The 18,761-nt window shown below is 63.4% G+C and carries 16 protein-coding genes and 1 tRNA gene; 9 read left to right on the forward strand and 8 right to left on the reverse strand.

What is annotated here, in order from left to right; translation table 11 throughout:
• Positions 1-148: 148 nt before the first annotated feature.
• Positions 149-225, reverse strand: a tRNA-Pro gene (locus V3314_RS11820).
• An 80-nt stretch (positions 226-305) separates the two neighbouring features.
• A complete protein-coding gene (locus tag V3314_RS11825) occupies positions 306-527 on the reverse strand; it encodes a YgdI/YgdR family lipoprotein (RefSeq protein WP_025338312.1) in 222 nt (73 codons plus the stop codon).
• A 188-nt stretch (positions 528-715) separates the two neighbouring features.
• Between V3314_RS11825 and moaB the strand changes: the two genes are divergently transcribed.
• On the forward strand, positions 716-1,255 hold the full coding sequence (moaB, locus tag V3314_RS11830) for a molybdenum cofactor biosynthesis protein B (protein ID WP_025338313.1): 540 nt from the start codon (positions 716-718) through the stop codon (positions 1,253-1,255).
• A gap of 22 nt (positions 1,256-1,277) precedes the next feature.
• Positions 1,278-2,465 (forward strand): gephyrin-like molybdotransferase Glp, encoded by a 1,188-nt coding sequence (glp, locus tag V3314_RS11835; RefSeq protein ID WP_338460313.1) that lies wholly within the window; start codon positions 1,278-1,280, stop codon positions 2,463-2,465.
• Here glp and V3314_RS11840 read toward each other — a convergent pair.
• Positions 2,454-3,701: a glycosyltransferase family 4 protein gene (locus V3314_RS11840; RefSeq protein WP_338460257.1), complete on the reverse strand. Its 1,248-nt coding sequence runs from the start codon at positions 3,699-3,701 to the stop codon at positions 2,454-2,456. The two genes, glp and V3314_RS11840, sit on opposite strands and share 12 nt — an antisense overlap.
• 255 nt (positions 3,702-3,956) lie before the next feature.
• Between V3314_RS11840 and yegS the strand changes: the two genes are divergently transcribed.
• Positions 3,957-4,844: a lipid kinase YegS gene (gene yegS, locus V3314_RS11845; protein ID WP_338460258.1), complete on the forward strand. Its 888-nt coding sequence runs from the start codon at positions 3,957-3,959 to the stop codon at positions 4,842-4,844.
• Here the strand turns inward: yegS and V3314_RS11850 are convergent.
• The 3 genes from V3314_RS11850 to V3314_RS11860 form a co-directional block, all read right to left on the reverse strand.
• Entirely contained in the window at positions 4,828-5,487 is a 660-nt protein-coding gene (locus V3314_RS11850; RefSeq protein WP_046615837.1) for a response regulator transcription factor, read from the reverse strand. The genes yegS and V3314_RS11850 overlap by 17 nt on opposite strands.
• Positions 5,477-6,373, reverse strand: a complete 897-nt coding sequence (locus V3314_RS11855) for a sensor histidine kinase (protein WP_322493479.1) — start codon at positions 6,371-6,373, stop codon at positions 5,477-5,479. Before V3314_RS11855 ends, V3314_RS11850 begins: the two co-directional genes overlap by 11 nt.
• A gap of 375 nt (positions 6,374-6,748) precedes the next feature.
• A complete protein-coding gene (locus V3314_RS11860) occupies positions 6,749-7,258 on the reverse strand; it encodes a hypothetical protein (protein ID WP_046615915.1) in 510 nt (169 codons plus the stop codon).
• A 350-nt stretch (positions 7,259-7,608) separates the two neighbouring features.
• On the opposite strand from V3314_RS11860, the gene V3314_RS11865 reads away from it, so the two are divergent.
• Positions 7,609-8,544: a chemotaxis protein CheV gene (locus V3314_RS11865; protein WP_046615839.1), complete on the forward strand. Its 936-nt coding sequence runs from the start codon at positions 7,609-7,611 to the stop codon at positions 8,542-8,544.
• Positions 8,545-8,600: 56 nt separating this feature from the next.
• Positions 8,601-9,404 (forward strand): MOSC domain-containing protein, encoded by an 804-nt coding sequence (locus V3314_RS11870; protein ID WP_046615840.1) that lies wholly within the window; start codon positions 8,601-8,603, stop codon positions 9,402-9,404.
• 111 nt (positions 9,405-9,515) lie between these two features.
• On the opposite strand, the gene V3314_RS11875 is transcribed toward V3314_RS11870, so the two are convergent.
• Entirely contained in the window at positions 9,516-11,441 is a 1,926-nt protein-coding gene (locus tag V3314_RS11875; protein WP_046615841.1) for a transglycosylase SLT domain-containing protein, read from the reverse strand.
• 221 nt (positions 11,442-11,662) lie between these two features.
• Here V3314_RS11875 and V3314_RS11880 point away from each other — a divergent pair, with 221 nt between their 5' ends.
• Positions 11,663-13,591 carry an ATP-binding cassette domain-containing protein gene (locus V3314_RS11880; protein WP_046615842.1) on the forward strand — a complete coding sequence of 643 codons (1,929 nt, stop codon included), beginning with the start codon at positions 11,663-11,665 and terminating at the stop codon, positions 13,589-13,591.
• Between the two features lie 125 nt (positions 13,592-13,716).
• On the opposite strand, the gene V3314_RS11885 is transcribed toward V3314_RS11880, so the two are convergent.
• Positions 13,717-14,157, reverse strand: a complete 441-nt coding sequence (locus tag V3314_RS11885) for a universal stress protein (protein ID WP_013971709.1) — start codon at positions 14,155-14,157, stop codon at positions 13,717-13,719.
• A 110-nt stretch (positions 14,158-14,267) separates the two neighbouring features.
• Here V3314_RS11885 and V3314_RS11890 point away from each other — a divergent pair, with 110 nt between their 5' ends.
• From V3314_RS11890 to fadA, 3 genes are all read left to right on the forward strand, one after another.
• Positions 14,268-14,705, forward strand: coding sequence for a hypothetical protein (locus V3314_RS11890; protein WP_196183225.1), 438 nt, complete (start codon positions 14,268-14,270; stop codon positions 14,703-14,705).
• Positions 14,706-15,349: 644 nt separating this feature from the next.
• Positions 15,350-17,497 carry a fatty acid oxidation complex subunit alpha FadB gene (gene fadB / locus V3314_RS11895; RefSeq protein ID WP_046615844.1) on the forward strand — a complete coding sequence of 716 codons (2,148 nt, stop codon included), beginning with the start codon at positions 15,350-15,352 and terminating at the stop codon, positions 17,495-17,497.
• 31 nt (positions 17,498-17,528) lie between these two features.
• Complete coding sequence (gene fadA, locus V3314_RS11900) at positions 17,529-18,704, forward strand: acetyl-CoA C-acyltransferase FadA (protein WP_046615845.1); 1,176 nt, start codon at positions 17,529-17,531, stop codon at positions 18,702-18,704.
• Positions 18,705-18,761: the final 57 nt, after the last annotated feature.

Consider the following 18,761-nt stretch of genomic DNA (forward strand, 5'->3'; position numbering starts at 1 on the left):
GAGGGCTGCGAAGCAGCCCCGGCGATATGTGCAGCGATGCCGGGATCTGGGGCCGCTTTGCGGCCCATCGCGACACAAGGCCGCTCCTACAGGGACTTTTCGATGCACAACAAAAAGCCCGCACGAGGCGGGCTTTTTGACGAGGATTTGGTCGGAGAGACAGGATTCGAACCTGCGGCCTTCTCGTCCCGAACGAGACGCGCTACCTGGCTGCGCTACACTCCGATGAAGGAAATCCTACTGCATACTTTTTTTGCACGCAAGCCCTTGTTGTTAAAAGGGCCTTTGCAAAAAACAGGCTGCGATCAGAGCTCTTTGACGGTGCGGATCTGGTCCTTGTTCAGGCGCGTGCGCTTGCCGTCCAGCTGCTCGAATTCGTAGAAACCGGAGTCTTCATCGAACTTCGGTGTGTCGGTGGCCTGGATTTCGCGACCGTCGTTCAGGGTAATGACGGTTGGCGATGCGCAGCCAGCGAGGGCGCCCAGGCCCAAGGCGAGCAGAAAGGCGGGTAGGGTCCGTTGAATCATCGTGTTTCTCCAGTGCGATGGTGCTAGATGACATTAAGACGCAGGGCGTCCACGCAAGTTCCGTCTACAGTGCAGCATAGCGGCAAACTTGTGGCATTGATCGAGAGCAAGGGCCACGGGCGTCACGCTGTGATGGGCGCGTGCTGTGTTATAACTGCGGCCATCCCATGTTCTTGTGACGGACCCCCATGAAAGCCAAGGCAGATACCCCATTCGTGCCGCTGAACATCGCCGTGCTCACGGTCAGCGACACCCGCACCTTCGACACCGATACTTCCGGCCAGCTGTTCGTCGACCGGCTGAGCGCGGCCGGTCATCGCCTGGCCGAGCGCGTGCTGCTGAAAGACGACTTGTACAAGATTCGCGCCCAGGTCGCCACCTGGATCGCCGATGACAGCGTGCAGGTGGTGCTGATCACCGGTGGCACCGGCTTTACCGGCCGCGACAGCACCCCCGAGGCCGTGGCCTGCCTGCTGGACAAGCAGGTAGAAGGCTTTGGTGAGCTGTTCCGGCAGATTTCCGTGGCCGACATCGGCACCTCCACGGTGCAGTCGCGGGCCCTGGCCGGGCTGGCCAACGGTACCCTGGTGTGCTGCCTGCCGGGTTCGACCAACGCGGTGCGCACCGGTTGGGACGGCATCCTCGCCGAGCAGCTGGATGCCCGCCATCGCCCGTGCAACTTCGTGCCGCACCTGAAGCAGGCAGCGGCCTGCGACAGCCGTGGTTGAGGTGCCCCAGGCCCGGCCGCTGATGCCGGTGGAACAGGCCCTGGAGCAGCTGCTGGCATTGGCCGAAGCGGCACCGATCCGCGACACCGAGAACCTGCCGCTGGCCGAAGCCGAGGGCCGTGTGCTGGCCACCGACCTGGTGGCCTCGCTCGACCTGCCACCGTGGCCGAACAGCGCCATGGACGGTTATGCCTTGCGTCTGGCCGACTGGCAGGGCAAACCCCTGCCGGTCAGCCAGCGGATTTTCGCCGGCCATGCGCCGCAGCCGCTGCAACCGGGCACCTGTGCGCGTATCTTCACCGGGGCGCCGCTGCCCGAAGGCGCCGACTGCGTCGAGATGCAGGAAAACACCCAAGTGGCGGAGGATGGCCGGGTACGCTTTCTTGAAGCGCTGAAGATCGGGCAGAACATTCGTCCCCAGGGCCAGGAAACCCGCAAGGGCGAACAGGTGATGAGCGCCGGCACCCGGCTTGGGCCGATCGAGCTGGGCCTGGCCGCGACCCTGGGCCACGGCCGGCTGGACGTGGTGTGCAAGATGCGGGTGGCGGTGCTGTCCACCGGTGACGAACTGGTCGAACCCGGCCTGCCGCTGGGGCCGGGGCAGATCTACAACAGTAATCGCCGGCTGCTGGTCAGCTGGTTGCAGCGGCTGGGCTGCGACGTGGTCGATGCGGGCATCCTGCCGGATGACCTGGCACGCACCCGCAGCTGCCTGGCCGAGCTGGGCGATGTCGACCTGATCCTGTCCACCGGCGGTGTCTCGGTGGGGGAGGCCGACTACCTCGGCGCCGCCCTGCGCGAAGCCGGCGAGCTGGCCTTGTGGAAGCTGGCGATCAAGCCAGGCAAGCCGCTGACCTTCGGCCACTTCCAGGGTGTGCCGGTTATCGGGCTGCCGGGTAACCCGGCCTCGACCCTGGTCACCTTCGGCCTGCTGACCCGGCCCTACCTGTTGCGGCGTCAGGGTGTGACCGATGTCACGCCGCTGCGCTTCGACATGCCGGCCGGCTTTGACTGGCCCAAGGCCGGCACGCGCCGCGAATACCTGCGCGCCCGTATCGAACAGGGCCAGGTGCGCATCTACAAGAACCAGAGCTCTGGCGTGCTGCGCAGTGCGGCCTGGGCCGAGGGGTTGGTGGAGGTGCGCGAAGGCAGTACGCCGACGCGGGGGGACAGCGTGCCGTTCATTCCCTTCAGCGAACTACTTGGCTGAGCGGCCCAGCAAGGCACTGCCCAGTGGCGCCGCCTCGACCGGTGCCGCCTGGGCCAGGCGCATGTGCACGTTCTCCAGTTGCTGGGCGGCCACGCTCCAGTCATGTCGCTGGCGGGCGAACTGGCGCCCGGCAGCGCTCAACTGGTTCATGCGCCAAGGCTGGTTGAGCAACTGGGTGATCAGCAGGGCAAGCTGGTCGCCATCCTCACTGCCCAGGTAGTGCTCACCGTTGTTCGCGGTCAGGCCTGAAACGCCTTTGCCGGTGGTGATCACCGGTAAGCCCGCGGCCATCGCTTCGAGGATCTTCACCTTGGAGCCACCGGCATAGCGCAGCGGTGCGAAGAACAGCGCCGAACGCCGCTGCAGCTCACGCAAGTCGGGGCGGTAGCCGAACCATTCGATGCGCGGGTCGTTCCAGTGCAGTTTCCAGCTGGCGGGCATGGCATGCCCGGCAATCGCCAGGCGCACCGCCGGGTTGCTCATCCAGACCTGCGGCATGATGTCTTCCAGCGCCCATTCGATGGCCTCCAGGTTCGCGCCATACTCGAAGTTGCCAACGAACAGCAAGCGCTGGCTGTGCAGCGCAGGTTGCACGTGCTGGTAGAAATCACAATCCACGCCATTGACCACCACGTTCACCGGGCGTCCACTGATCTGCGCGATCAGCTCGGCATCGTGGGTGCTGACAACCACCAGTTCGGTTGGTTGGCGCAATACTCGCTGTTCCCAGCGTCGATAGCGCCAGCGGTCGAAGGCGTTGAGCGGGCGCAGCCATAGCGGCAGGCGATCGTGGCTGGCGCCACCCATAACCGATTCCAGGGTGTGTTCGCTGAGCATGTACGGCAGTCCGCGTGCCTGCAAGGCCTTTTCGAAGGGTTGAAAACTGTAGCTGTGCTCGATCTGGATCACATCCCAGGGTTCGTCAAGCAATTGCTCGAAGCGGTGCCGCAGGCAAGGAGCCAGGCCATTGATGATTGCCCGCATGGGGTAGGCGATGATTGGCGAGGCCAGCAGGTTGAGCGGGCTGTGCAGGGGGCGACGGGGCAGCACGATCAGGCGCTCGAGCAGCGGTTCCAGGGCCTCGCGGGCGGCATCGCCCAGCGGGATCTTCGATTGCACCAGCAGGGTAATCCGGTGACCCCGCTGTGCCAGGGCGCGTATTAGGTGGTATTGCCGTGTCTTGCTGCCGCTGGTGGTCGGCCAGGGTAGGTACGGCAGTGTCCAGAGAATGCGCATGACCCGAAATCCTCGCTAAAGGCTGCGGATAGCAAGACGCGCCCTTGGGCAGCAGTGGTAGAACCACTGCCGGGGGCGCGTCCGTGGCAATAAAGTGTATCTGCTGAGCATAGCCGGGCATTGCCAGGCGTGGGGAAAAGACTGGCCGCTCCCACAAAATCGACCGCGTTGGCCTGCTATTTTTTGGGATGCATGCAACGATCCGCGGTTGCGAAGGGTCGAGATCTGGGTTGATCACTTCACGGAGGCGCACACATGCAAGGGCGCAAGGCAATGCTGATCCTGCATGGCAAGCAGGCCATGAACGAAGACGTGCGCAGCGCCGTGCATGGCTTGCGCGATAGTGGCTGGGTACTGGATGTGCGGGTCACCTGGGAGGCCGGTGACGCCCAGCGCCTGGTCACCGAGGCCCTGGCTGCCGGCTACGGCCATATCGTCGCCGGAGGTGGGGATGGCACGCTGCGTGATGTCGCCGAGGCCATGGGGCTTACAGGTACTCAGGCCAGCCTGGCGTTGTTGCCGCTGGGTACGGCCAACGATTTTGCCAAGGCCGCCGGCATACCCCTGGAGCCTGCCACTGCACTGGCCTTGCTGAACATACCCGCGCGGCCAATAGACCTGGGCCAGGCCGGTGACCAGTTGTTCCTCAACATGGCCACGGGCGGTTTTGGCAGCCAGGTCACGGCCAATACCTCCGAAGACCTGAAGAAAGTGCTGGGTGCTGCCGCCTACCTGTTCACTGGCTTGTCGCGTTTCAGCGAACTGCAGGCAGCCTCGGTCGAGCTGCGAGGGCCGGGTTTCGACTGGCAGGGTGACCTGCTGGCGCTGGGGATCGGCAACGGTCGCCAGGCCGGGGGTGGGCAAGTGCTGTGCCCCGAGGCCCTGGTGGATGATGGCTTGCTCGATATCGCCATCCTGCCGGCACCTCAGGAGATGGTCGGGGCGCTGCGTGAACTGTTGGCTGGCAACGGGTTGTTGGTCAGGGCCAGGTTGCCCTGGGTCGAGATCAAGTGCTCGCAGGGGCTGGACATCAACCTCGATGGCGAGCCGGTGCAGGCCGACAAGTTGCGCTTCAAGGCCAGGCCCGCTGCGCTGCGCCTGCACTTGCCAGAGGGGTCGCCGTTGCTCAGTCGTCCAGGCTGATGATTTTCTCGCGCACGGCGAACAGCACCAGGCCGGCCACATCATGGATCTGCAGGCGTTTCATGATTTGCGAGCGGTGGGTTTCCACGGTCTTGATCGACAGGCCCAGCCCGGTGGCGATTTCTCGCGTGGACTTGCCACGCACGATCAGGCGCAGGATCTCCAGCTGTCGCGCCGTGAGGTTATGCCGCTCGCCTGCGGGTTGCTTGCCCTGCCTGGTGTGCAGAAGCGCCTGGTTGATGACCGTATGGGCGATGGCCGGGCTGAGGTAGCGCTCGCCATTGCGCACCGCGGTAAGGGCCTGTTCCAGTTCGGTGGCGCTGGTGTCCTTGAGCAGGTAGCCGTGTGCGCCGCTTTCCAGGGCCCGCATGATCAGGTCCGGGTCGGTGTGCATCGACAGGATCAGCACCTTGCAGGTGCTGCCGCTGGCGCGCAGTTGGGTGAGGGCGTCCAGCCCGCTGGTGGAGCGCATGGAGATGTCCAGCAGGACAATGTCCGGTGCCAGCGTACGCACCTGTTCGAGCAACTGGCTGCCATCGTCGGCTTCACCGATCACATCATAGCCAGGGATGTCGCAGACCAGTGCGCGCACCCCGGCGCGGATCAGCGAGTGGTCGTCTACCAGCAGCAGCCTACAGGTCATGGGTTGCAGTACTCCTGGCGCGTTCCTGGGTGCGCGGTGGCCATGGGAACATCGCCTCGATGTGCGTGCCCAGGCCAAGCTGGCTGGTGATGTCCAGGCTGCCCTGCAGCGCGGTTACCCGCTCCTGCATGCCGGCCAAGCCCCGCTGGCCTGCTTCGGCCGGTTGCCTGGCTGGCACGAAACCGCGTCCATCGTCGTGGATCGACAACGCCAACCCCTCAGGCGTGCGCTGCAGGCGGACGACCAGGTTGCGAGCCTGGGCGTGGCGCAGCATGTTGGTCACGGCTTCCTGGGTGATGCGGAAAACCGCCATGGCCACGGCCTCGTCGATGCCGCCCAGGCGCTGGTTGCACGCCAGGCTCCAGTGCACGCCGCTGTTGCCCAGGGTGCGCACCAGGTGTGCGCGCAGGCTGGCTTCCAGGCCCAGGCTGGCCAACTGCCGAGGGTTGAGCAGGGCGGAGACATCGCGCACGTTGCCCAGGGTGTCGTCCAGCGTGCTGCGCAGAGCGTCGCAGTGGCCTTGCAGGTCATCGGGCATGCGCTTCTGCAGCCACTGCAGCTGCAGCTTGGCGGCGGTGAGCAACTGGCCGATGTCATCGTGCAATTCCCGGCTCAGGTGCTGGCGCTCGTCTTCCTGGACCTTGAGCATGCGCTCGGCCAACTCCGCCGGGCGCAGGTTGATCGACCTGGCGCCCATGGCCAGGTGCACCGCAGCGCCCAGCGTGGCGGCCAACTGCAGCAGCAGCAGGCTGGTCGGGATCGCCTGGTCGGCCAGGTACAGCGACAGGTTGGCGACCAGCGAGGCCATGCACAGCCCGACCGTCGTCCAGCGCAGCAGGGTTGTGCGGGAACAGCACTGCAAAGAAGTCTTCAAGCGTGGGAACATAGGTAGGGAAGCCACTGAAGTATTGCTGATGGAGGCCTGGCACAATCCATGTCAGAGGCTTTGGAGCAGTACTTTCTATTTTCTTTCGAACACGTGATCCTGCGACCTTGCTGCAGGTTGCAAGCGTTTGTGGGGGCGCATGTTACCACTTCGCAGTGCATTGGTCGCGGTCGGGTAAAGGTATGAAACGCCGGCGGGGCGGGCGCGGGAGAGTAGCAAAGTGCCACTTGGCTTTATTGCGCACCAGGCACTTGCCATGGAACTTGCGCGCTGTTGATTCAACTTGGCCACCGGCAACCTGGAAACTTTCGAGAACTTTCCAAGTTCGACCTGGGTGGGCCTGAATAAACGTGCCCAGCTGCATTTCAAACCAGTTCAATAGGTGGCAGATGAGCGGCCGGAGTGCGTGCTGCCTGCCGTCTCGGTATGCGGGTGAATGCACACGCTGCCTTGCTCGTTACAAGGCGTGCAGGGTTGTGCAAACGGTTGCTGCACGGCTTTGGCCAGTTCACCCAGCAGCACCAGCTGTTCACCGATGTCCAGGTTGAGCCGCCCGGTGCAAGGGTCGACCAGTTCCAGCTGCCAGGCCAGCAGGGTCAGGCAGGCCCCTACTGCGGGCAAAGCTTCGCGCTGCAGGCAACCGCCCTGGCAGGCCGGGGCCAGCAACTGCTGCAGAGCGGTGGTGTAATGGGCGACTTCGCGCAAACCAAGGTGTGCGGCCTGTCGAGCGAGGTTGTCGAGAGCGCTGTCCAGGCAGCGGCAGGCATCCGGGTCGTTGTCGATCAATTCCAGATGCTGCAGGCATTCCTGGGCCTGGGTCAGCAGTACCTGGGCATCCAGCAGGAACCCCTGCAGGGCGTTATCGAACGGCAAGGCGCTGTCCATCATGAAGCCCCCGCGCGTGGGGTAGGCGCAAGGGACGGGCACGCCAATACGATAGCTAGCAAAAGCCTGACTCCATTCATGCAATGAGAATGGCGTCACATTAATGGCTAAAGGATATCGCGAACATCAGGTTGCGCCCGATTGTGGCTAAGGGTTTCCCTGATAAGGGCCTCAGGTGGGGAACTTTTGCCGTCCCGCTGAATCATTCGCGCTTCCCGCAGTAAAACATGATGGTAATGTGATATCAATTGCCTTCACGGCATTTTCCCGCAAGGGTCAAGGTGTGCGTGAAGCCGCCGATACAGGGTGGATGATTTCACTTTTTCCGACTCAAGCCTGGGGGCTTTCCAATGGCTGGCATTCTCGACACGGTAGACCAACGCACGCAACTGGTGGGTGAGAACCGCCTGGAAATCCTGATGTTTCGTCTGGCCGGCCGCCAGCTGTTCGCAATCAACGTGTTCAAGGTGCAGGAAGTGCTGCAACTGCCCAAGCTGACCCTGATGCCCCAGCGCCATGCTTTCGTCTGCGGTGTGGTCAACCTGCGCGGCCAGACCCTGCCGGTGATCGACCTGTCCCAGGCGATCGGCATGCGCCCGCTGCAGCCGGGGCCGGACAGCACCATCATCGTCACCGAATACAACCGCTCGGTGCAGGCCTTCCTGGTGGGCGGTGTCGACCGCATCGTCAACATGAACTGGGAAGCGATCATGCCGCCGCCATCCAGCGCCGGACGCCAGCATTATCTGACCGCCATCACCAAGGTCGATGACAAGCTGGTGGAAGTGATCGACGTGGAGAAGGTGCTGGCTGAGATTGTGCCGTACAACGCCCGGGTTTCCGGCGACAAGCTCGCCGACCCGGTGCTGGCCCGGGCTCGCGGCCGCGAAGTGCTGCTGGTGGACGACTCCAGCGTGGCCCTGGCGCAATTGCGCGACACCCTGTCCCAGTTGGGCGTGAAGTTGCACGTGGCCAGTGATGGCCTGAAGGCGCTGCGCATGCTCAAGGGCTGGGCTGACGCAGGTGAGAACGTGTGCGAGAAGTTGCTGATGGTGTTCACCGACGCCGAGATGCCGGAAATGGACGGCTACCGTTTGACCACCGAGATCCGTGGCGATGCCCGTTTGCGCCAGCTGTACGTGGTGTTGCACACCTCGCTGTCGGGTAGTTTCAACGAGTCCATGGTGAAGAAGGTGGGCTGCGACAACTTCCTGTCCAAGTTCCAGCCCGATCGCCTTGTCGACGTGGTCAAGCAACGTCTGTTGCTGGACGCCGCTACCGCGTGATTCCAGCCCCTGCCGGGTATAAGCTTGGCGTTTTGGCATGACGCGAGGCGGCAGGGATGTTTCTCAGTGAGCTGTATCGGTACCCGGTGAAGTCGGGGCAGGCCCAACGCTTGCAGGCTTCGCCGGTGGGGTTGCTGGGGGTGCACGGCGACCGGCGCTGGATGGTGGTGGAGGAAGAAAACGGACGCTTCCTTACCCAGCGCGCCTGGCCTCAGCTTGGCCGGATCAAGGCAAGCGATGATGACAGTGGCCAGTTGCTGCTCGAAGCACCTGGGCAGGCACCGTTGTGGGTGCCTGTGCCACCTGCCGATGATGCCCTGCGCGGCGTGACCATCTGGCGCGATACCCTGCGTGTGCCGGATGCGGGCGATGCGGCGGCGGCCTGGCTGAGCCAGTTGCTGGGCAAGGCCGTGCGCCTGGTGCATTGCCCGGAGCAGCGCGCGCGTTACCTGCCCAATGGCTACGGCTTCAACAGTGACCGGGCGGCGTTCCCGGACGGTTTCCCGTTGTTGCTGATCGGCCAGGGTTCGCTGGACGAACTCGACCGGCGTATCGGCCGGCCCATGGAGATGCTGCGCTTTCGGCCCAACCTGGTGGTGCAGGGGGCTGAGCCGTTTGCTGAAGATGGCTGGAAGCGGATTCGTATCGGCAGCCTGGAGTTTCGCGTGCTCAAGCCCAGTGTGCGCTGCATCTTTACCACCATCGACCCGGCAACCGGCGAGCGCAGCGAGGACCGCGAGCCGATGGCCACGCTCAGGACCTTCCGCGAGAAAGAAGGGGATGTGCTGTTCGGGCAAAACCTGGCGGTGGATGGCAGCGGGTGGTTGGAGGTAGGGATGCAGGTCGAAATCCTGGAGTAGCTGTGTTGCCTGTGCCGGCCTCTTCGCGGGTATTGCACCGGGTTTGAATGCGGTGCAGTACCTGTGAGAGCGGGTTTACCCGCGAAGGGGTCGGAACAGGCTCACCAGCGATCACATGTCATCGAAATACCGCTCATGCCAATCCACCAGCGGCTGCGGCGAGTTCAGCTTCTGCCCGTAGATCACCGAATACGACAGCACGTTCTGCACATACTGGCGCGTTTCGTCGAACGGGATCGATTCCACCCACACATCGAAGCTCAGGTGCTTGGCGCCTTTGAGCCACTGCCGCACACGCCCGGGGCCGGCGTTGTAGGCTGCCGAAGCGAGCACCCGGTTGCCGTTGAACTGACTGTGTACCTGGCTCAGGTAGGCTGCACCCAGCTGGATGTTCTTGTCCGGGTTGAACACCTGCGCCGGTGATGCCAGCGGGATGCTGAACTTTCGCGCGGTTTCCTTGGCCGTGGCCGGCATCAACTGCATCAGGCCGCTGGCACCCACCGGGGAGCGGGCATCCTCCATGAACGCGCTTTCCTGGCGGGTAATGGCGAATACCCAGCTCGAATGCAGGCCGCGGACCTTGGCCTCGCGCACCAGTGTGTCGCGGTGGGCCATCGGGAAGCGGATGTCCAGGTCGTCCCAGTACTGTGCCTGGCTGATGGTGCGAATGGCCGGGAAGTACCAGCGCAGGTCGTACCCCAGGCGTGCCTGGGCGACCATTTCGTCGCGGCTGAAGTGGCGGCTGACGTGGTACCACTCGCGGCGGCCTTCGACGATCTGGCCGCGAGCGTGGAACTCCAGGGCACGGCGGATGCCCGGGGTATTGCGTACCTTGTTGACCAACTGTGGGCTGAGCACCAGCGGCTTGTTGTTCAGCTGGTAAGGGGTCTGTGCCCGGTCGGCGGCGAGGAAACCGTAGAAGTCACGCTCGCGCGCCACGGTCTTGTACAGCAGCGGGATCTGTGGGTTGTTCGGTTGCGCCAGCTCCAGGCTGCGCGCCTGCCAGTACTTCCAGCGGCTGCTGCTGGCCAGGTCCTGGGGCAGGCGGCGGGTCAGCTCGTAGGCGTCCTCCCAGCGGCCCAGGCGCAGCAGCAGGCGCAGGCGCCATTCGCTGACGGTGTTATCACGCAGTTCGGGGTCGTAGCGGGTCATCAGGTCAAGCGCGCGCGGGTCGTAGCGGCGCGCAAGGGTCAGGCCGATTTCGCGGGCGATGGCCACCTTCTCGTCTCGGGAAAAGTGCATGCGCTGGGCGTAGTCGTCGAGCAGTGCCATGGCCCGCTCCGGGTCCTGTCGGGCCAGGCGGCGCAGGCCGAGGCTGACCACGTCGGACATGGCTTCGTTGACCGGGGTGAAGCGCGACGGCTGGTTGAGCAGCTCGGGTTTTTGCGCCACATCGACCAGCAGGCGCCCCTGTGGGGCGAGAGTGGTCAGGGTCTTGACCAGGTTGTTGGCCAGGCCGTAGTTGCGCGCCTGGGCCGCCAGCTTGGTGCGTTGCCAGCGCTTGGCCTCGGTCAGCTGGCCCTCGGCCGCCCACATGCCGAACAGCGTGTCGCAGGTGGCCGGCTGCGACTTGCCGACGTTCCACAGTTTGTCGGCCGTGGCAAAGCCCTCGGCGCGCAGGCCGTGGCTGAGCTGGTACTGGCCGTTGAGGCAATCCAGTTCGGTGAAATTGAGCTTGGGGTCGTAGTACTTGACGAAGGTGTTCCATTCGCCGCGTTCGGCCAGCCAGCGCAACCAGCGCAGTTTCATCCAGTTGGCCTGGGGCAGGTCGCCATGCTTGGCGAGGAAGCCTTCGATTTCCTGATTGCTGGCGGTTTTCAGGCGGGCGGTGAGTTCGTCGTAGGCCAGGTAGGGCGTCAGCGGGTAGTCGCTGAGGGCTTGGGCATAGCGCAGGTACGGGCCTTTGTCGCCTTTGGCCAGCGCGCGCTTGGCCTCGTCATAGTACTGGCGTTGCAGGGTAAGGTCGGCGGCCTGCGCCGCGCAGGTGGCGGCGGTGAGCAGCAGGCAGGATGCAATATGTAACAGGCGGCTGCGCATGATACGTCCGGGCAGTTGAACCATGGGGAAGTGACGGCGGAGCCAGCACTGTTGGAAGCTATTGCCTTAGCTTAGCTGTTTGCCGGCGGCGGGTGAAAGCACTGTGCTTGTATCGGGATATTAAGTTCGACCAGATGTCGCAAAGCCCTCGCCGGTTGGCCAGGCGGATGCCGTCGGAGGCCAAGTCAGGTAGAATGCGCGCCCGATTTATGGAGACCAACATGACCCTGCTCAAATTCAGCGATGTGTCCCTCGCATTCGGCGCCATGCCGCTGCTGGACAAAGTGTCCTGGCAGATCGCTCGTGGCGAGCGGGTGTGCATCATCGGCCGCAACGGCACCGGCAAGTCGAGCATGCTGCGCCTGGTCAAGGGCGAGCAGAAGGGCGACGACGGCGAAATCTGGCGTGCCCCGGGGCTGAAGATCGGCGAGCTGCCGCAGGAGCTTCCGGTGGCCGACGAACGCACGGTGTTCGACGTGGTGGCCGCAGGGCTGGATGGCGTTGGCGATCTGCTGGCGCAGTTCCACCACCTGAGCCTGAACATCCAGGGCGATGAAGACCTGGAAAAACTCATGCACGTCCAGCACGAGCTGGAAGCCCGTGACGGCTGGCGCTTGCAGCAGGTGGTGGAAAGCACCCTGAGCCGCCTGCAGCTGCCGGCCGACAAGACCCTGGCCGAACTGTCCGGTGGCTGGCGCCGCCGCGTGTTGCTGGCCCAGGCGCTGGTGTCGGAACCCGACCTGCTGCTGCTCGACGAGCCGACCAACCACCTGGACATCGGTGCCATCGCCTGGCTCGAAGAGGCACTTCGCGGCTTCAACGGCGCGGTGCTGTTCATCACCCACGACCGTTCCTTCCTGCAGAACCTGGCCACCCGCATCCTCGAACTGGATCGCGGCGGCCTGATTGACTGGAACGGCGACTATGCCAGCTTCCTGGTGCACAAGGAGGCCGCGCTGGCCGCCGAAGAAACCGCCAACGCATTGTTCGACAAGCGCCTGGCCCAGGAAGAAGTGTGGATCCGCCAAGGCATCAAGGCCCGCCGTACCCGCAACGAGGGCCGCGTGCGCGCGCTGAAGGCCCTGCGTGTGGAGCGTAGCGAACGCCGCGAACGCCAGGGCAAGGCCAACATCCAGATCGAGGCGGCGGAAAAGTCCGGCAAGCAGGTGATGGTGCTGGAAAACGTCAGCTTCCATCACCCCGACGGGCCTGTGCTGGTCAAGGACTTCTCCATGGTCCTGCAGCGTGAGGACCGCATCGGCCTGCTGGGCGCCAACGGTACCGGCAAGACCACCCTGCTCAAGCTGATGCTCGGCGACCTGGAGCCGACCGCCGGCAAGGTCGAGCGCGGCACCAAGCTGGAAGTGGCCTATTTCGACCAGATGCGTCACCAGCTCGACCTGGAAAAGACCGTTATCGACAACCTGGCCGAAGGCCGCGACTTCATCGAGATCGACGGCCAGAACCGCCATGTGCTGAGCTACCTGGGCGATTTCCTGTTCAGCCCTCAGCGTGCCCGTACGCCGGTCAAGGCGCTGTCGGGTGGCGAGCGTGCACGGCTGTTGCTGGCCAAGCTGTTCAGCAAGCCGGCCAACCTGCTGGTGCTTGACGAACCGACCAACGACCTGGACGTGGAAACCCTCGAGCTGCTCGAGGAGGTGCTGTCCAACTACAAGGGCACCGTGCTGATGGTCAGCCACGACCGGGCCTTCCTCGACAACGTCGTCACCAGCACCCTGGTGTTCGAAGGCGAGGGCAAGGTGCGCGAATACGTTGGTGGTTACGAGGACTGGATTCGCCAGGGTGGCTCGCCGAAGCTGCTGGGCGTGACCGAGAGCAAGGGCGGCAAGTCCGAGCTCAACAGCGCGGTGGTGGAGAAGGTCGAGGCCAAGCCGGCGCCTGCCCCTGTTGCAGTGGTGGCCGATGGTTCGAAAAAGAAGCTCAGCTACAAGCTGCAGCGTGAGCTGGAAATGCTGCCGGGGCAGATCGACGAACTGGAGCAGCGCATGGCCGAGGCCCAGGAAGAAGTGAATGCGGCGGGCTTCTATCAGCGGCCTATTGCGGAAACCTCGGCGGTGCTGGCCAAGATCGAGAAGCTGCAGGGTGAGCTGGATGTATTGGTAGAGCGCTGGGCCGAGCTGGAAGGCTGACCAGCGTCAGCCTGATTCGGCCTCCTCGCGGGTGAACCCGCTCCCACAAGGACTGCACCGCAGTTGAACGCGGTACAGTACCTGTGGGAGCGGGTTCACCCGCGAAATGGCCGGCACAGGTTGAATCATTCCTTCTTCTGCAACCGCACCGCCAGTACATCGCACGGCGCGCCATGCAGCACGTCATTGGCCGTAGAGCCCAGTAGCAATGCCAGGCCGTGACGGCCATGGCTGCCGACCACGATCAGGTCGCACTTCTGGTCCTTGGCCAGCTGGTGGATTTCCTGGCGCGGCTGGCCATAGGTCAGGTGCGAGTCGCCGCGGTGGATGTCCGGGTATTTGTTGAACAGGCGGTCCATGCGTTCCTTGGCCTGGTCGAACTGCTGCTGTTGCAGCTGAGACAGGTCCATCGGTACGTCACCGCCGAACGCCATGGCCATCGGCTCGACGATGTGTACCAGCGAAACCTTGGCATTCGACGGTGCGGCCAGCGCCATGGCACGTTTGATCACCGGATCGCATTCTTCGGTCAGGTCGACGGCGACCAGAAGATGTTCGTAGGACATGAGCGGAACTCCTGACAATCGCGATAGAAGAAGTATGGTCGCTTTCGGGCGGGTCTTCCGTGAAAAATGGCTAACCAGCTCATTTGCAACGTTTTATGGGAACTACAGATATGACGGTATTGCTGGTGGTGTCAATCCTGGCGCTGATTCTCAGCCCGCTTTCGTGGCTGCGTACCTCGCGCAAGCAGAGCGAGCAGATGAAGCTGCGCCTGGAGGCTCGGCGCATGGGTTTGGCCATGCAGCTGGCGCCGCAGCAGTGGCCGCACTGGCTGGAAAAGGAGCCGCCGAGCCCGTGCCCGCAATACCACCGGGCACGCCGCCGTGGGCATCAGGACAGCTTCAGCTTCTGGCAGATCTCCCCGGGGGTGTGGTGGAACCAGTGGCGTGAACCCTGCGAGGACCCACGCTTCATGGAGGCCTTGGCGCGCTTGCCGGCGAGTGTCTACAAGGTCGAGGCCGATGCGCGCATGATCGCGCTGTACTGGACCGAGCGGGGCGATACGGCTGTGTTGCAGGATGTTGCCTATGTCCTCGAAACCTTGGCCTGAGACCTGCCTTGCACGGGCCCTGTAGGAGCGGCCTTGTGTCGCGATCGGGCTGCGCAGCAGCCCCGGCAATCTTTGCTTTTCTCTGAAATCCCCGGGGCTGCTGCGCAACCCGATCGCGACACAAGGCCGCTCCTACAGGGGTATGCGGCGCTTTTCAAGCCTCTATAACGACAAAGCGGCGGCTTGGCAGAACCCTGAAGGGGTGGGGTGCCAAGTCGCCGCTTTGCGTTCTGCTGCGCAGAAAAGGCCAGGCAGGCCGGGTATGCATTCAAGCAAGTGCCAGTGTAGCCGTTCGAGGTCGCCGTGCAAGGCAGAGCTGCAACATTCGCCTGCGGTTCATGGTCAATCGCCGACATGAATGGTCAACAATCACTGTCATCATGTTTTGTACCAGGACGCTACAAAATGACCGGAAAGTCGTGTTTTCACCATGCTCGCGAGCATTTGACAACGCTGATCTTTTCGGAGAATGTGTGCACACCCAAATCAAACGGGCGTATGAATTGAGCGTTTGTATGTCAGGACGCCAAGCCATACTTCCGACTAGCGCGCTGACGGGTGTGCCTGGGGCAGGGCAGCTAGGCCTGCTTTTGCTGCAGCGATCGGCGTGTACTGTTCAGCTTCCATATCGTGGAGATCAGTTGATGATTTACGAAGGTAAAGCCATCACGGTTAAGGCTCTTGAAAGTGGCATCGTCGAGCTCAAGTTCGACCTCAAGGGTGAGTCCGTCAACAAGTTCAACCGCCTGACCCTGAACGAACTGCGCCAGGCCGTCGATGCCATCCAGGCCGACGCCTCGGTCAAGGGCGTGATCGTCAGCAGTGGCAAGGACGTGTTCATCGTCGGCGCCGACATCACCGAGTTCGTCGACAACTTCAAGCTGCCCGAGGCCGAACTGGTCGCCGGCAACCTGGAAGCCAACCGCATCTTCAACGCCTTCGAAGACCTCGAAGTGCCGACCGTCGCCGCCATCAACGGCATCGCCCTGGGCGGCGGCCTGGAAATGTGCCTGGCCGCCGACTACCGGGTCATGTCCACCAGCGCCAAGATCGGCCTGCCGGAAGTCAAGCTGGGTATCTACCCGGGCTTCGGCGGTACCGTGCGCCTGCCGCGCCTGATCGGTTCGGACAACGCCATCGAGTGGATTGCCGCCGGCAAGGAAAACCGTGCCGAAGACGCCCTGAAAGTGGGTGCCGTCGACGCCGTGGTCGCGCCTGAGCTGTTGATGGCCGGTGCTCTTGACCTGGTCAAGCGCGCCATTAGTGGCGAGCTGGACTACAAGGCCAAGCGTCAGCCAAAACTGGAAAAGCTCAAGCTCAACGCCATCGAGCAGATGATGGCCTTCGAGACTGCCAAGGGCTTCGTCGCTGGCCAGGCCGGCCCGAACTACCCGGCCCCGGTCGAAGCCATCAAGACCATCCAGAAGGCCGCCAACTTCGGCCGTGACAAGGCCCTGGAAGTCGAAGCCGCAGGCTTCGCGAAGCTGGCCAAGACCTCGGTTGCCGAGAGCCTGATCGGCCTGTTCCTCAACGACCAGGAACTCAAGCGCAAGGCCAAGGCGCATGACGAAATCGCCCGTGACGTGAAGCAGGCCGCCGTGCTCGGCGCCGGCATCATGGGGGGCGGCATCGCCTACCAGTCGGCGGTCAAGGGCACCCCGATCCTGATGAAGGACATCCGCGAGGAAGCCATCCAGCTGGGCCTGAACGAGGCCTCCAAGCTGCTCGGTAACCGTGTCGAGAAGGGCCGCCTGACCCCGGCCAAGATGGCCGAGGCACTCAACGCCATTCGCCCGACCCTGTCCTACGGCGACTTCGCCAATGTCGACATCGTCGTCGAGGCCGTGGTCGAGAACCCGAAAGTCAAGCAGGCCGTGCTGGCTGAAGTGGAAGCCCAGGTGAAGGAAGATGCGATCCTCGCTTCCAACACCTCGACCATTTCCATCAACCTGCTGGCCAAGGCGCTCAAGCGCCCGGAAAACTTCGTCGGCATGCACTTCTTCAACCCGGTGCACATGATGCCGCTGGTGGAAGTCATCCGTGGCGAGAAGTCCAGTGAAGTGGCGGTCGCCACCACTGTGGCCTACGCCAAGAAGATGGGCAAGAACCCGATCGTGGTCAACGACTGCCCGGGCTTTCTGGTCAACCGCGTGCTGTTCCCGTACTTCGGCGGCTTCGCCAAGCTGGTAAGCGCCGGTGTCGACTTCGTGCGTATCGACAAGGTCATGGAAAAGTTCGGCTGGCCGATGGGCCCGGCGTACCTGATGGACGTGGTCGGCATCGACACCGGCCACCACGGCCGTGACGTGATGGCCGAAGGCTTCCCGGACCGCATGAAGGACGAGCGTCGCTCGGCCGTTGACGCACTGTACGAGGCCAACCGCCTGGGCCAGAAGAACGGCAAGGGCTTCTACGCCTACGAAACCGACAAGCGCGGCAAGCCGAAGAAGGTCGCCGATGCCACCGTGCTCGACGTGCTCAAGCCGATCGTCTTCGAGCAGCGTGAAGTCACCGACGAAGACATCATCAACTGGATGATGATCCCGCTGTGCCTGGAGACCGTGCGCTGCCTGGAAGACGGCATCGTCGAAACCGCCGCCGAAGCTGACATGGGTCTGGTCTACGGCATTGGCTTCCCTCCCTTCCGCGGTGGTGCGCTGCGCTACATCGACTCGATCGGTGTGGCCGAATTCGTTGCCCTGGCCGATCAGTACGCCGACCTGGGGCCGCTGTACCACCCGACCGCCAAGCTGCGTGAAATGGCCAAGAACGGCCAGCGCTTCTTCAACTGAGCGGTCAACGAGCTAGAGCGAGAAATTTGATATGAGCCTGAATCCAAGAGACGTGGTGATTGTCGACTTCGGTCGCACGCCGATGGGCCGCTCCAAGGGTGGCATGCACCGCAATACCCGCGCCGAAGACATGTCGGCGCACTTGATCAGCAAGCTGCTGGAACGCAACGACAAGGTCGACCCGAAAGAAGTCGAGGACGTGATCTGGGGCTGCGTCAACCAGACCCTCGAGCAGGGCTGGAACATCGCCCGCATGGCTTCGCTGATGACCCAGATCCCGCACACTTCCGCGGCGCAGACCGTCAGCCGTCTGTGCGGCTCGTCGATGAGTGCGCTGCACACCGCCGCCCAGGCAATCATGACCGGCAATGGTGATGTATTCGTGGTCGGTGGCGTGGAGCACATGGGCCACGTCAGCATGATGCATGGTGTCGACCCCAACCCGCACCTGTCCTTGCATGCCGCCAAGGCTTCCGGGATGATGGGCCTGACCGCGGAAATGCTCGGCAAGATGCACGGCATTACCCGTGAGCAGCAGGACCTGTTCGGCCTGCGTTCGCACCAGCTGGCCCACAAGGCCACGGTCGAAGGCAAGTTCAAGGACGAAATCATCCCGATGCAGGGCTATGACGAGAACGGCTTCCTGAAGGTGTTCGATTTCGACGAAACCATTCGCCCGGAAACCACCCTCGAAGGCCTGGCATCGTTGAAGCCGGCGTTCAACCCGAAAGGCGGTACCGTCACTGCCGGTACCTCGTCGCAGATCACCGACGGTGCGTCGTGCATGATCGTCATGTCCGGCCAGCGCGCCATGGACCTGGGTATCCAGCCAATGGCGGTCATTCGTTCCATGGCGGTGGCTGGTGTCGACCCGGCGATCATGGGCTACGGCCCGGTGCCGTCGACGCAGAAAGCCCTCAAGCGTGCTGGCCTGACCATGGCCGACATCGACTTTATCGAGCTCAATGAAGCCTTCGCTGCACAGGCCCTGCCAGTGCTGAAAGACTTGAAAGTACTCGACAAGATGGATGAGAAGGTTAACCTGCACGGCGGCGCCATTGCCTTGGGCCACCCGTTCGGTTGCTCCGGGGCGCGGATTTCCGGCACCCTGCTCAATGTCATGAAACAGAATGGCGGTACCCTGGGGGTGGCGACCATGTGCGTCGGCCTCGGCCAAGGTATCACCACGGTCTTCGAACGCGTCTGATCGCGCAGCGGGACAGCGACCGGGGCCTTGTGCCCCGGTTTTGTTTTTACAGGTTTT

Origin of the sequence: Pseudomonas sp. TE3-3-F2023 (assembly GCF_036784815.1) — a bacterium.
Classification (GTDB): Bacteria; Pseudomonadota; Gammaproteobacteria; order Pseudomonadales; family Pseudomonadaceae; genus Aquipseudomonas; species Aquipseudomonas pudica.

Coding starts and splice junctions, on each gene's coding strand:
- V3314_RS11860 (WP_046615915.1), bottom strand. CDS start 7,258: ATGGACAGCGCCTTGCCGTTCGATAACGCCCTGCAGGGGTTCCTGCTG.
- V3314_RS11890 (WP_196183225.1), top strand. CDS start 14,268: ATGACGGTATTGCTGGTGGTGTCAATCCTGGCGCTGATTCTCAGCCCG.
- fadA (WP_046615845.1), top strand. CDS start 17,529: ATGAGCCTGAATCCAAGAGACGTGGTGATTGTCGACTTCGGTCGCACG.
- V3314_RS11885 (WP_013971709.1), bottom strand. CDS start 14,157: ATGTCCTACGAACATCTTCTGGTCGCCGTCGACCTGACCGAAGAATGC.
- V3314_RS11875 (WP_046615841.1), bottom strand. CDS start 11,441: ATGCGCAGCCGCCTGTTACATATTGCATCCTGCCTGCTGCTCACCGCC.
- V3314_RS11870 (WP_046615840.1), top strand. CDS start 8,601: ATGTTTCTCAGTGAGCTGTATCGGTACCCGGTGAAGTCGGGGCAGGCC.
- V3314_RS11850 (WP_046615837.1), bottom strand. CDS start 5,487: ATGACCTGTAGGCTGCTGCTGGTAGACGACCACTCGCTGATCCGCGCC.
- glp (WP_338460313.1), top strand. CDS start 1,278: ATGCCGGTGGAACAGGCCCTGGAGCAGCTGCTGGCATTGGCCGAAGCG.
- yegS (WP_338460258.1), top strand. CDS start 3,957: ATGCAAGGGCGCAAGGCAATGCTGATCCTGCATGGCAAGCAGGCCATG.
- V3314_RS11880 (WP_046615842.1), top strand. CDS start 11,663: ATGACCCTGCTCAAATTCAGCGATGTGTCCCTCGCATTCGGCGCCATG.
- V3314_RS11865 (WP_046615839.1), top strand. CDS start 7,609: ATGGCTGGCATTCTCGACACGGTAGACCAACGCACGCAACTGGTGGGT.
- V3314_RS11840 (WP_338460257.1), bottom strand. CDS start 3,701: ATGCGCATTCTCTGGACACTGCCGTACCTACCCTGGCCGACCACCAGC.
- V3314_RS11855 (WP_322493479.1), bottom strand. CDS start 6,373: ATGTTCCCACGCTTGAAGACTTCTTTGCAGTGCTGTTCCCGCACAACC.
- fadB (WP_046615844.1), top strand. CDS start 15,350: ATGATTTACGAAGGTAAAGCCATCACGGTTAAGGCTCTTGAAAGTGGC.
- V3314_RS11825 (WP_025338312.1), bottom strand. CDS start 527: ATGATTCAACGGACCCTACCCGCCTTTCTGCTCGCCTTGGGCCTGGGC.
- moaB (WP_025338313.1), top strand. CDS start 716: ATGAAAGCCAAGGCAGATACCCCATTCGTGCCGCTGAACATCGCCGTG.